Raw genomic sequence first — 13,779 nt, forward strand, 5'->3', positions numbered from 1 at the left:
AATCCAGATTTAAATTTATAAAAAAATAACTTATGTTAACAATATAAAGAACAATAATTTATTCAATTAACAACAAAAAAATATTAATTGCCCAAGGAATTAAAATAGCGTTTATTATGGATACAACAAATCTAAATTCTTTATTAAATTCAGTTAATCATTATTACGCCCAAAATAATGCAGAAATAGATATTAAATACATAGAGCAACTATTAAAAGATACAGAAGATTTCCCGATTATATCTTTTGATATTTTCGACACTGTATTAACCCGCCTGTTTGAATGTCCTATTGATCTGTTTGCCTGTGTTGAAGGAATACTAATTGAAAAAAATATTTCTTTGCCTGATTTCGCAAAAAATCGTCTTATAGCAGAAGAAACCAGCAGAAAATATTATGCAGCCAAAGAGTTTCAGGAAGAAGTAACATTAGATAATATCTATTCCGAATTATTACTATTTTATGCAGGCCAAGAAAATGAATTAAACTTAGCCAAAAATATAGAACTAAATACAGAAAAATCCAGCATAATCCCGGTAATAGACAATCTTTCCCTCATTAAGAAACTGCAGGAACAAAATAAAATAATTTATTTTGTATCTGATACATATTTCTCAAAACAATTTATCGAAGAATTACTCCTGCAAGCCGGAATATCTGATTATGGAAAATTATTTGTTTCCTCTGAAATAATGAAGACAAAGCATAGTGGCAGAATCTGGGAAGAAGTACTAAAACATAGTGGAAATAAAAAAATTTTTCATATTGGTGATAATCTCCATGCTGATGTAATTCAACCTAAAAAATATAATATTCAAACATATCACTATTCACGCTTATTTGGAGAAAGGAGATTAGGGGCTCAATTAACACCGTCATTAGTCCCGTTTTCTTTACTTCAAAAATTAAATATTCTGTCTCAAAAGATTAACTCCGATATAAAAGATGAGGAATCCAATTTCTGGATTAATCTGGGTAGTACATTTGGCGCAGTTATACTACAAAGCTTTATTTCGTGGTTAAGCCAACAAATAAACAAATATAAAATTGAACACATATTTTTTTGTGCCAGAGATGCACAGGTTATCCAAAAAGTATGGGATTTACTTGAAATGGATAACAAACATCAAACAACATCAAGTTATCTCTACTTATCGCGTCACACGCTTTGGTATCCTACCTTTTATATAGAACTTGCAACAGATAACCGGTTATCAGCATCATCCTTAGACCTTATCGTTAACGGTTCTGTAACTAAAGGGGATACTTACGAAACTTATTTTCAGCGTATTGGTATAGACACAAATATATTAGCAAAAACAAATTTCAAAAAGAAATTTGGTAGCTTAAACCAAAAATTTGATTTTAATAAAATTAATGAAATAAAAGATTTCATACAAAATAAATTATCTCACTATTTATTAAAAATTTATTACGATCAATATGATAAAACAATATCTTATTGCAAACAGGAAGGGTTATTTAATTCAGAAAAAAGAATTGCTATTATAGATTTGGGATGGAATGGAACAGTACAAACAGCACTAACAAAATTTCGTCTTTATCAAGGAGTAAAGAAAAAATTATATGGCTTTTATTATGGTTTCTTTAATCGAAGCGTACCAGGTTGTCTGTTTAATAATGGCATAATGAAGTCTGCTTTTTTTAAATTATTTCAACAACGAGAAGAAGAATGTTTATTAGAAAATACATTGAATATTCTTGAAAATTTACATTCTGCAGATCATCAAACTACAAAATCTTTCTCTAAAAATTCTGCAACGGATAAATATATACCTATTTTAAAACCAGATACAGATAGCTCATATATTAATAACTTTAATAGAACTATTAATTTATTTCAGCAAAGTGCATTACAATCAATCCTCCACTGGGCAAAAAAAGAATCAATATATGGTATTAGCTCTGAATGGGTAAATACATCTGTAGCAAAAGCAGCCATTCTACAAGTTTGCATCACACCCAATCACAGTGAAAGAAAATATTTAGGAAAAATACAACATAGTACTTTAAATGATCATAAAAAATATTATCCATTAATTACTACTGAAATACCAACAGAGAGTAAAGATGTTACACGTTTATTGCTTCAGGGGGGCTGGCCATGTGGCGTAATAAGATATTGGAACGAAAATAAAAAACAAATAAAACCGGAAATATATAATAAAGTCATCCGATTTTTTGATCAATATCCTGAATTAATTAAACAATATTTGGTGGTTTAGTATGAATACAAATCTATATCCCATTAGTAGCTGGTCAGATAAAAAATACAATCAAATAAAGCATGATAACTCAGTAGCAATAATTATGCGTACTAAAAATCGCCCAGTTTTACTAGCCAGAGCATTTGAAAGCGTAATACAACAAACTCATCATGAATGGCATCTTTATTTGATAAATGATGGGGGAGATCCAAAACCTATTAATGAATTAATTGAGCTAAATTCAATAGATTTAGAGAATAAAATAACTTTTATAAATAACTCTAAATCATATGGCAGAGAGACTGCATCCAACTGTGGATTAAAAATTGCAACAGAAGAATTTTTGGTTATACATGATGATGATGATGCATGGCATCGAGATTTTCTTAAAGAAACAGTTACATTTTTAAATCAAAATAAAAATTCAATAGCAGTAGCTACTAATTATACAGTTGTAAATGAAGAAATTCAGAAAAATCAAGCCATACAAATTAATACGGAAAATTGGCTATATTGCTATAAACAAATTGATATTTTTGCATTACTTCAATTTAATGTACTACCACAAATTTGTTTAATCATCAGAATGGAAATTGCTAAAGAAATTGGTGAATTCAATGAAAAAATGCCTATACTTGGTAATTGGGATTATATGTTAAGGCTATTCAGAGCAGGAGAAATTAAAACAATTAATAAAAATCTGGCATTCCATTATCATAGAATAAATAATACTTCCGAGAGAGTCACATCGAATCTCTTTAATAATTATTATCAAGAATATAGAGACTCATTAGTTAGACAATCTTTACAGGAAAATCAAGGAAACTATGGCATATTACATACAATATTGAGCGATAGCAGAATAAGACATGAACAAATAAATCAAAAAATCGGTCTCCTTGAATATCAATTGGCAGAAATTCTGGATAATATATGGTATTTAAAAAGAAAATCCTTTCCATTAAAAAGGTTTGCAGCAAGAGTAAGGCACTTTATCAAAAAAATAAGACCATAAAAATATAGCATTTCAGAACTGCGAACCTTTTATATAATTAACTTTTGTTTTAATTAATCTGATAAATTAATTTTTATATAGGGCGGTAAATTTAAAATATTCCTGATCCAGTTATTAAACCCATATTTTTTTACTATTTCAGGATCTATCGGTCTGAAAGGTTTAGATAAAAACTCTTTAATTTTTTGTGAAAGATCATCTTTATGCCAGATAAGGATATTATCAGGATGATAAAAATCGTAATTAGATACATTAACATTATTGGTAATTAACTTTTTCTGGTAATACAAAGCCTCAAAAACTCGGAAAGATAAACCATTATGAAGAGGATTAACGAAATCGACAATAATATCAATTTCGTTTAACATTTCTATATTTTTAGAAAAATCAACTTCATTCTCGGCACCAAAAATAAAATAATCAGAGCAATGGTATTGATTAATCTTATTCTGATTACTCGTAGGGATAATAAACTTGAGCTGAATATTGTTTTTAATTAGCTCTGCTGCACAATATTCAATGTCAGCAACACGTTCGGAAACATGTGTTCCTACATAATATGCTATTGTTCCATTGTGCTTCACCGGTTGCGGTTTGTTCATATCAAAATAAAAATTGGTTATACCCTCCAATTTATAGTTCTGATAATTATTATCAACTAAATCATGACTATCAAATACATAAAATCTATCAAATAAATTTATTGTTTCTTTTGTACAAGGCATGCGTCTCAGTCCATCCCATTGATAAGCAATAAATTCGTTTTTGGTATGTACTTTCATCAGGTGTAATAAGCTTACCGGATACAAATCAGGACGTATAATAATAGCATATTCATAACTCCTTTTACTTAGCACTCGCTCAGCATTTGATAAAAGTAATTTTTCTTTTAATTTTGTTTTATATGAATAATTTCTAAAAAAAAACTTTTGCACCAGGTTATACAAATGATCTTTAAAACTCTGATACTGAAAATGCTTGATATATTCCGGATAGTTATCTATGTACAATACCTCAAACCCGTAAAATTCCAGATTCTTTTTGATTTGTAAGTAAATATTACGACTTTTAGGCATACCCAGAATAATTGTTTTTGTCATAAAATATACCTTGTCTCCCATACAAAATTTGTGAAACCATTATACAATATAAATTTAAACAATATCAGACCAACTATATTGCTCGTTAGACAAAAATGACTCAAATTTAATTAAATAAATTTTTTCCATCTTACTTTAAATTTTTTATATCCTGATATAATTTATATTATAAAATATTACATTTTTACCAATTTTGAATGTAATTTTATGAATATCCTTATCACTGGAGGAGCAGGATTTATTGGTTCAGCAGTTATCAGATATCTGATTAATGAAACTGACCATAAAATTTTGAATGTTGACAAATTAACCTATGCCGGTAACTTAGAATCATTAGCCACCATTGCAAATAATTCACGTTATCATTTTTGTCAGGCCGATATTAGTGATCAAGCACATATAACAAAATTATTTAAGCAATTTCAACCAGATACAGTAATGCATCTGGCAGCAGAATCACATGTTGATCGTTCAATATCCAGCTCAGCAGAATTTATTCAGACTAATATTGTAGGCACATTTCAACTTTTGGAAATAAGTCGTCATTACTGGGATAATTTGCCTGAAGAAAAACAACATTTATTTCGCTTCCATCACATTTCAACTGATGAAGTATATGGTGATCTTAGTGATTTAAGTTCAGAATTATTTACAGAATCTACTCCATACGCTCCAAGTTCACCATATTCAGCCAGTAAGGCAAGTTCAGATCATCTGGTTCGTGCCTGGCACCGTACTTATGGACTGCCTGTTATTATTACAAATTGTTCGAATAATTATGGACCTTATCATTTCCCGGAGAAATTAATCCCCTTAACTATTCTTAATGCTTTACAAGGTAAAAAACTGCCTGTATATGGAAATGGCGAACAAATCCGGGACTGGCTGTATGTTGAAGATCACGCCAGAGCTTTATATCAGGTTGTCACAAAAGCCAAAGCAGGCAGTACCTATAATATTGGTGGGCATAATGAACAGAAAAATATTGATGTCGTAAAAAATATATGTACTCTTCTAGATGAACTGGCACCCAATAAAACACTTGGGATAAAATCCTACAAAGATTTAATCACATTTGTTCCGGATCGTCCCGGACATGATGTACGTTATGCTATTGATGCGAGTAAGATTAAACAAGAACTTGGCTGGGAACCAGAAGAAAATTTTCAATCAGGTTTACGCAAAACCGTATTATGGTATTTAAACAATCAGGATTGGGTAAATCATATTCTGACCGGAGAATATCAGAAATGGATACAACAACAATACCACCCGCAATAAGACATAATAAACCAAATATTTATTTAAAATTAAATTCTAATTGAATTAATAATCAAGGAACAAAAAATGGTTAAACGAAAGGGTATTATACTGGCTGGCGGATCCGGAACCAGACTTTATCCTATTACTTTAGGCGTATCAAAACAGTTATTACCCATTTATGATAAACCGATGATTTACTATCCCCTTTCTGTACTTATGCTGGCAGGGATACGAGAAATCATGATTATTTCAACTCCTGCAGATTTACCTAATTTTAAAAAAATGTTAGGTGACGGCAGAGATTTAGGAATTGATTTATCTTATAAAGTACAACCATCTCCTGACGGTTTGGCACAAGCTTTCATTCTCGGAGCAGAATTTATTGGTCAAGATAATGTCACACTTATTCTGGGTGATAACATTTTTTACGGGCAAAGTTTCGGTGCACAATTGCAAAAGGCAGCACAACAGGAAAAAGGTGCTACCGTATTCGGTTATTATGTTAATGACCCTGAGAGATTCGGTGTAGTCGAATTTGACACCACTGGAAAAGCACTTTCCATAGAGGAAAAACCGAATGAAGCAAAATCAAATTATGCGATTACAGGGTTGTATTTTTATGATAATGACGTTATTGAGATAGCCAAGAGTATTCGCCCTTCACCCAGAGGTGAACTCGAAATAACCGATATTAACAATGCTTATTTAAATAAGAAATTATTAAATGTTGAAATACTCGGGCGTGGCTTTGCATGGCTGGATACTGGTACACATGATTCACTGATTGAAGCCAGCTGCTTTGTTCAGACAATTGAAAAAAGACAGGGTTTAAAAATAGCATGTCTTGAAGAAATTGCTTTTAATAATAGCTGGATAGATTTAGATCAATTGTTTAAACGCGGCAAACTTTTTCAAAAGACAGATTATGGTCAATATCTATTAAAACTATATAGTGAATTTTCGAGGAAAGCCTGAATATGAATGTGATTGAGACTAAGATTAAAGATCTGCTGATTTTAGAACCCAGAGTTTTTGCAGACAATCGTGGCTGGTTTATGGAAAGTTTTAACCAGACAACCTTTAATTTCATTCTATCGTCATATAATCAATCAATTGTAAACTTTGTACAAGATAATCACTCAATTTCACATAGAGGCGTAATTCGTGGATTGCATTATCAGATAAATCCACATGCTCAAGGAAAACTTGTAAGAGTAGTCAGTGGAAAAGCATGGGATGTCGCTGTGGATATACGGACATCATCTCCAACTTTTGGTCAATGGGTGGGAGTTGAGCTATCTGAAAAGAATCTTCGGCAATTCTGGATACCCGCTGGATTTGCACATGGTTTTATTGCCTTAGAAGATAATACTCAATTCTTATATAAAACCACCAATTATTATTCTAAAGAATGCGAACGCAACCTGTTATGGAATGATACAGATCTAGCTATTAATTGGCCGATTGAAAATGATATGTCAATAAATCAAACAGATAAAGACAATAATGCTCCAAATTTTAAGAAACTGATAGATAACAAAATCGATTTATTTTAAGCAAATAAAAGGATTAAGTCATTAATCCTTTTATTTTTTCTTAATTCAATACTAATCGTATCAACTAACCAAACCTCTGCCACAATAATCGTCATCCAGAATTAAATTTTCTAAAACTTTATTTTTTTTAATTCTTAAAGTTAAACAAAAGTCTTTATATAAAGAGTCGGCGATAAACAAAGAAGGTTTAAAATCAAAGTAAAGATTTTTACGAAGATTGACGGCATCCTTTACAAAATCTATAGCACCTTGTTGTAAAGCATTTCGTATTGGCCGGGTTGCCAGTTCTCTATCGGACAAATTTTTAAACTCTCTTTTTAGCATATCATCATTAATGCAATATTTTATAATTTGAGTATCATCAGCACTTAATAATTTTTCTAGCTCAAAACTTCGGGCAAAAATTTGAGAACCAGGATACAGATTTGCTAAATTATTCACATAACAGCCTTTTATCTTAATATCTTTTGTTAATCCTTCTATGCTCGGAATGATTGTTGCAAAGTAATAACCATGAATAGGCAACATCAATAGTTTATTTAATGCTTGTTGAATTGTCCCGGAATACCCAACATCTACAACTGCAGAACTTTTACTTGAAAAGAGACCGGATTTTTTCAGATATGTCATTAAAGGCAGTTTTTCAGTTTGTGCCAGACTTAAAATATCTGCTTGCAAATATTCTAATAAAGGCTTTATATGATCAATTTGTTTTTGTTTTATAATTAATTTTTTATCCTTATCCCATAAATTTTTTTGATATATATTTTTCCAACGTTCAGCATTCAGAATTAAACCAAATCGCTCAATCAAATAATTTTGAATACTATTTTCACAGTAGTTTTTCTCTGCAATATCAATAATATCCTCAAAAGAATTAATAGCCGGTACTGTTACACATCTACGAGAAACTTGCAGATAATGGCTTTGAGGAGTATTTTTTTGCGGTGAACTCCACAAATCATAAATTTGTTTAACAAGCTTACCTTCTCTGGCTAAAAAATATAATTCATTAATATGATCTGTCTGAGCTTGCTCAATCAGCCATTGACAAAAGGCACTCACTACAGGCCCTAATACGTTATAACCTAACTGATAAGGATTTGAGCTAAATAATTTGAATTTTTCTGATGAGTTATTATACCCATATATATTGTTTAAATTTTTTCTGACCAATAAGCCTATTGTTAATTCATTATTAATATTATCTTGATTTAAATCGCTTTTTATAATTTTAAAATAGTCAGGCAGTGCACATGCCAAATCCGCAGCCCTCAGAATATGAATACATTTTATTCCAAATTCATCCGTAGGCAATTGTATATCCGAACGTTCATTGTCACCAATCATCACTACTTCGCGACCAGTGATATCCTCTTTGTTTAACATATACTTATATAGCTCTCCAGTATCCTTTCGGACTCCGGTTTCTGAAGATAAGTATAAATTATGCCATTCAGTAATTACATGCTGGGATAACATCTTCTCAACTATTTCTCTTGATAAAAACATATCGCTAATTAAAATAACTTTTTTCCCTATATTTTTAGCAAATTGCATTAATTCAATTACGTCATAACGAGGACTGACTAAAGCCAGTTCAACCCTTTCCTCAATTTTTTGTATTTGCTCAACCTGATTATCCGTAAGTTGTGATAAATTTTTAAACTGGACATATATTTCATCTAATGAAACATCCTTACCTTTACTACTTCTGGCCTGGGTTTCTGCAACTACCCGATATTTTTTAAAAATCATTCTGCATTCATCATCAAGATACTGGGATATTATTTTTTTTGTGTGATCAGGATTTAAAAGTGGCCTTACCAATAAGGTATCAAATATATCAAAAGCAACTACTTTTACTTTCTCTTTGTTAATTTTTGATTTATAAAATTGTATGTCTCGTGTCAGGTATTGGGTATCAATCCGGAAGGATGACCAGGAAGGATACTTTAAATCCTGAATAATTACTGAGTTGTAACCGGTTAAAGAGGGTACAATGCCTAGCAATCTTTCAAGTGCATGTGCCGATGTTCCATCTGTTTGTCCTCGTTCTTCTGGAAAATCTTCCCATTTCAAATTGAGATCAAATAAGGGCATTAATGCATTCGTTTTAGCCCAGAACATTGAGCCAACCGGATAATTAAAATAACCATTTATCATTGGTAATTGCATACGAGTTAATAACTTTTGCCCTTGGCTTTTATTTGCTAACCAAGTACAGGCAAAATAAGGTAGCCGATGATAAATTTGCGGATAAATTATACCTAAATTATTATTTTCTATTAATAATGAATAAATTTTCTGTATGTTTGCCGCAGAACCAAACAGCGAATTAAAAAGATATGAACGCCAACCATCTGTAACCCCTTTGTTATATATCGATTTCTTACTGTGTAAATGTACCAGATAATCATACTGCTTTAATTGCTGACCAAACTCTGCAAACATTGGCGCGAGGTCACGACCACGATTTGGAACTATTTTTATTTTAATTTCATATGCATTTTTTAATTTACTCATATATATTTGACATCGTTGCTGAGAATCCTTATCCGGTACAGAAACAAATAAATCAAATCTAAACGGTATTTTTGATAAATGGTCTATAAATTCAGATATTAAATCTATATAAAAAATATGACAATGAATTGCAAGTTTATATGATTTTAGTACTGGTTTATATTTATATATATCAATATTTAACAGTAATATCCCATTTCCATAATAAATTTTTTTATTTAATACTTTTGGATGGTTTTTAAACCAGCTTGGATGAATTTTGATTGCCCAAGCTAATAAATTCGGTCGCCACCGTTCGGGGAATATGTAATAAAGTTTTCTAAAATAATTTCGTATTGCTTTCTTAATTTTTTTTTTCACTTTCGACCTTTGTATGTTTGATATAACTGAAATAGTCTGATAAGTGTATAAAATTAAATATTTCTCTCACTTTTCTATGACTATCTCAGTTTATGGGGTTAACACATCCCCTAATTTTTATAATTAATTCAAACATTAACAAAAACAATACTATTAATTTCAATTTATTTTTATATAAGAAAATTTTATGTGAAAAATTTTTTATTTACAAGACAATAAATAAAAAATTTATTATCTGCAACATATTAACAACCTAATACGTTGAAATAAGGGTATACATATATTTATGATTATTGGAAATAAATTTGTGTTTTATGATATCTTTTTATTATTTCAGCATATTAAATACAGATATCTGCAAAAAATAAAACCAAATACAGAATTCACTAATAAATATCGATTATTTTGATACTACTTATAAATTTTATTATTTTATATGCTTTTAACATTTTAAATATACTTAATATAAATATAATATACGAATTCAATATTCACATAACTATTTTTCAGTAGCTCATCAATAGGTTTAGTCTAATCTTCACATTACAACACTGAATTATTCGATGTCAGTGTTAAATAAATGCTATTATTTAACACTGTTGTTTGCTATAAATTTTAATAAATCATGACCATTATGACTTGGCTAATTTTGATATTTTTATTTATCTTAATCATTTGTATATTATATCTATTTTCACGCCAAAAGTTGTTACAGGAACGCCAGGCCGGGGATATTCTCTTATCTGAGGCACAAAATGAGCTAAGTCGAATCCAAGCAGAAGTAAATAATCTACACCAAATCAATCAGAATTATAATGCTGAGCTTTGTAATTGCCGCCAAGAGTTACAGATTGTACATAAACGTTTAAGTGCAGCCGAAGCTGTTAATGCTCAATTAATCGATATTCAGGGTACTTTAGAGCGGGAACAGCAACAGTGCCGGTCTGTTTCTACCCAACTGGCAGCAGCAGAACAGCAACTACAAGACTGGCAGTTACGTAGTGAGGAGTGGCATTTGCGTGAAGAAGAGTTTCTAAAGGTACAGGAAGAATTAAATCATGTGCGCGTGGAAAATAGTCGTCTGGCCACACAATTAAAACATGAACGTGAAACTTATGATGAAAAGCTGACTTTGCTTAATGAAGCCCGTGTTAGTCTGACTGATCAGTTTAAAGCACTGGCCAATGATATACTTGAAGAAAAAAGTAAACGTTTCAGTGAACAGAATCAAACCAGTCTTAATCAGTTATTAACTCCCTTACATGAACGTATGCAGGGATTTAGTCAGCTTGTACAAAATACTTATGAAAAAGAAGCTAAAGAGCGCACTACTCTTGAAACTGAACTGAAACATTTACAGCAGTTAAATGCGCAGCTGCACAATGATGCTAAAGCACTTACGGATGCATTAACTGGTACCCAGAATAAAAATCAGGGTAACTGGGGCGAAATGATTCTGGAAAAGGTGCTGGAAAATTCAGGTTTACATAAGGGGCGTGAATATGTTTTACAGGCATCCTCTACTGTTATTGATGAGGATGGCCGGCAGCGCCGGCTGCAACCGGATGTTCTGGTGAATTTACCGGAGAATAAACAGATCGTTATTGATGCAAAAACTTCGTTAACTGCTTATGTACGCTATACTCAGGCAACAGATCCCGGTTCTGCGACCAAAGCACTGGCAGCCCATATTCAGTCGGTACGCCAGCATATTAAGGATCTTTCAGCTAAAAGCTATGATGAAATTGACGGGTTAAATACACTGGATTTTGTGTTCATGTTTATTCCGGTTGAACCGGCATACCTACTTGCCTTGCAACAGGATAATCAGCTTTTTGATGATTGTTTTCAGAAACGGATTATGCTGGTCGGACCCAGCACCTTACTGGCGACATTACGTACAATTGCGCATATCTGGCGTAATGAACAGCAAAACCAGAATGCTTTGGCTATAGCCAAAGAAGGCGGCAAACTATATGACAAATTTGTTGGTTTTGTGAATACGCTTGAAGGTGTAGGTAAAAATCTGGATCAGGCTCAGGGACAATTTCAGAAAGCAATGGGGCAATTAGTAAACGGACGTGGTAATCTGGTAAGTAAAGCCAATAAATTACGTCAATTAGGTGTACAAAGCGGTAAAATTTTACCAGAACATTATCAAATCTCAGAAGACGACGAGGAAGAACTAACTCTGTCTATTCCTGATTCACTTTGAAAAAAGTTCGCCATTTATTTTAATGTATTGATGATTTAAATATGATTTTGTTTAAGTATATATCAGTAACTTAAATTATAAACCAACTTACAAGAGCTGTTGACAGACAGTATTTTTAACCATCTTGCCAATTACATAAATAATTAATATTTATGTAGTCTTTCAGGCATATATCATTTGATGCTGGATTGTATCCGAATGACTCAAACTGATTCTCAATCATCTGTTCCATTATTACGCAGAATTTTTAGCCGACATATGCTGATATGTATATTTACAGGTTTCAGCTCCGGTTTGCCGTTATATTTTCTGATTAATCTGATTCCGGCATGGTTAAGTAGTGAACATATAGATTTGGCAACTATTGCTTCATTTTCCATTGCCGGCCTGCCTTTTACCTGGAAATTTTTATGGTCACCATTAATGGATTCAGTTAAATTACCATGGCTGGGGAGACGGCGTGGCTGGATGCTTATCACACAAGTTGCATTATTGCTGACTTTACTCGGTTACATCGGGCTTAATCCTAATCAGAATATGACAACTATAAAAATCCTGTCTGTGTTCGTAGCCTTTTTTGCGGCCAGTCAGGATATTGTTCTGGATGCTTTCCGGCGTGAAATATTGCAGGATAATGAGTTAGGATTAGGTAATACGATTCATGTTTATGCCTATCGTATTGCCGCACTTGTACCGGGTTCCTTATCATTGATTCTGGCTGACACATATCCATGGTCGACAGTATTCGCCATTACCGCATTATTTATGCTTCCTGGTCTATTTATGACGCTCTTTCTGGCACAAGAACCCAAACTTCCGGTAATTACTCATAAATCTTTTAAACAAACAGTTACTGAGCCTTTTAATGAATTTTTTAATCGTAAAGGTGTTAAAAGTGCTTTGCTGATACTGTTTTTTATTTTTTTGTATAAACTGGGTGACAGTATGGCTACTGCACTGGCTACACCTTTTTATAAAGCTATGGGCTTCAGTAATAAAGATATCGGTCTGATTGCTAAAAATGCCGGTTTGTGGCCAACAATTATTGCTGGCATTCTGGGCGGGATCTGGATGATTAAATTAGGTATTAATCGTGCTTTATGGCTATTCGGGCTGGTACAGGTTTTTTCTATATTGGGATTTGTCTGGCTGGCAAGTCAGGGACCTTTTGCCGTAATCGGTTTAAAGCAGCAGTTAATGCTGGCAACCGTTATTGGCGTTGAAGCAATTGGTGTGGGTCTGGGTACGGTTGCTTTTGTGGCTTATATGGCACGTGAAACCAATCCTGCTTTTACTGCCACACAACTGGCATTGTTTACCAGTCTGGCAGCAGTACCAAGAACTTTGATTAATGCAACAACCGGTTATCTGATTAACTGGCTGGACTTTGTCAATTTTTTCTGGTTATGCTTCTTTCTGGCATTACCCGGTATGCTATTATTAATAAAAGTTGCGCCATGGAATCAAAACGTAACAGATACTTAGTACTGCTTATACATATAATTAAACTAAAAAG

General features: G+C 32.2%; 9 protein-coding genes. 7 read left to right on the forward strand and 2 right to left on the reverse strand.

Annotated features, from left to right (window positions below; all coding sequences use genetic code 11):
• Positions 1-116 precede the first annotated feature (116 nt).
• Together GYY70_RS11025 and GYY70_RS11030 are read left to right on the forward strand one after the other, a co-directional pair.
• Positions 117-2,246 (forward strand): HAD-IA family hydrolase, encoded by a 2,130-nt coding sequence (locus tag GYY70_RS11025; protein WP_174832388.1) that lies wholly within the window; start codon positions 117-119, stop codon positions 2,244-2,246.
• A 1-nt stretch (position 2,247) separates the two neighbouring features.
• Positions 2,248-3,243, forward strand: coding sequence for a glycosyltransferase family 2 protein (locus GYY70_RS11030; protein ID WP_174832389.1), 996 nt, complete (start codon positions 2,248-2,250; stop codon positions 3,241-3,243).
• Between the two features lie 53 nt (positions 3,244-3,296).
• Here the strand turns inward: GYY70_RS11030 and GYY70_RS11035 are convergent, their stop codons facing one another.
• A complete protein-coding gene (locus GYY70_RS11035; RefSeq protein WP_174832390.1) occupies positions 3,297-4,343 on the reverse strand; it encodes a hypothetical protein in 1,047 nt (348 codons plus the stop codon).
• A gap of 207 nt (positions 4,344-4,550) precedes the next feature.
• On the opposite strand from GYY70_RS11035, the gene rfbB reads away from it, so the two are divergent.
• The 3 genes from rfbB (at position 4,551) to rfbC (ending at position 7,162) form a co-directional block, all read left to right on the forward strand.
• Positions 4,551-5,624 carry a dTDP-glucose 4,6-dehydratase gene (gene rfbB / locus GYY70_RS11040; RefSeq protein ID WP_174832391.1) on the forward strand — a complete coding sequence of 358 codons (1,074 nt, stop codon included), beginning with the start codon at positions 4,551-4,553 and terminating at the stop codon, positions 5,622-5,624.
• A 66-nt stretch (positions 5,625-5,690) separates the two neighbouring features.
• Positions 5,691-6,581, forward strand: a complete 891-nt coding sequence (rfbA, locus tag GYY70_RS11045; protein ID WP_174832392.1) for a glucose-1-phosphate thymidylyltransferase RfbA — start codon at positions 5,691-5,693, stop codon at positions 6,579-6,581.
• A 2-nt stretch (positions 6,582-6,583) separates the two neighbouring features.
• Positions 6,584-7,162, forward strand: a complete 579-nt coding sequence (gene rfbC, locus GYY70_RS11050; protein ID WP_174832393.1) for a dTDP-4-dehydrorhamnose 3,5-epimerase — start codon at positions 6,584-6,586, stop codon at positions 7,160-7,162.
• A gap of 60 nt (positions 7,163-7,222) precedes the next feature.
• Here the strand turns inward: rfbC and GYY70_RS11055 are convergent, their stop codons facing one another.
• A complete protein-coding gene (locus GYY70_RS11055; RefSeq protein WP_174832394.1) occupies positions 7,223-10,048 on the reverse strand; it encodes an HAD-IA family hydrolase in 2,826 nt (941 codons plus the stop codon).
• A gap of 625 nt (positions 10,049-10,673) precedes the next feature.
• Between GYY70_RS11055 and rmuC the strand changes: the two genes are divergently transcribed.
• The gene (gene rmuC / locus GYY70_RS11060) at positions 10,674-12,263 is read left to right on the forward strand and encodes a DNA recombination protein RmuC (RefSeq protein ID WP_174832395.1); all 1,590 of its coding nucleotides are present in this window, start codon (positions 10,674-10,676) and stop codon (positions 12,261-12,263) included.
• A gap of 198 nt (positions 12,264-12,461) precedes the next feature.
• On the forward strand, positions 12,462-13,748 hold the full coding sequence (locus GYY70_RS11065) for an AmpG family muropeptide MFS transporter (protein WP_078475459.1): 1,287 nt from the start codon (positions 12,462-12,464) through the stop codon (positions 13,746-13,748).
• The last annotated feature ends 31 nt before the right edge of the window (positions 13,749-13,779 follow it).

This window comes from Snodgrassella sp. ESL0324 (assembly GCF_013344955.1).
Classification (GTDB): domain Bacteria; phylum Pseudomonadota; class Gammaproteobacteria; order Burkholderiales; family Neisseriaceae; genus Snodgrassella; species Snodgrassella alvi.

Excerpts from the sequence above, each read along its gene's own strand:
- GYY70_RS11025 (WP_174832388.1), top strand. The coding sequence starts at position 117 with ATGGATACAACAAATCTAAATTCTTTATTAAATTCAGTTAATCATTAT.
- GYY70_RS11030 (WP_174832389.1), top strand. The coding sequence starts at position 2,248 with ATGAATACAAATCTATATCCCATTAGTAGCTGGTCAGATAAAAAATAC.
- GYY70_RS11035 (WP_174832390.1), bottom strand. The coding sequence starts at position 4,343 with ATGACAAAAACAATTATTCTGGGTATGCCTAAAAGTCGTAATATTTAC.
- rfbB (WP_174832391.1), top strand. The coding sequence starts at position 4,551 with ATGAATATCCTTATCACTGGAGGAGCAGGATTTATTGGTTCAGCAGTT.
- rfbA (WP_174832392.1), top strand. The coding sequence starts at position 5,691 with ATGGTTAAACGAAAGGGTATTATACTGGCTGGCGGATCCGGAACCAGA.
- rfbC (WP_174832393.1), top strand. The coding sequence starts at position 6,584 with ATGAATGTGATTGAGACTAAGATTAAAGATCTGCTGATTTTAGAACCC.
- rmuC (WP_174832395.1), top strand. The coding sequence starts at position 10,674 with ATGACCATTATGACTTGGCTAATTTTGATATTTTTATTTATCTTAATC.
- GYY70_RS11065 (WP_078475459.1), top strand. The coding sequence starts at position 12,462 with ATGACTCAAACTGATTCTCAATCATCTGTTCCATTATTACGCAGAATT.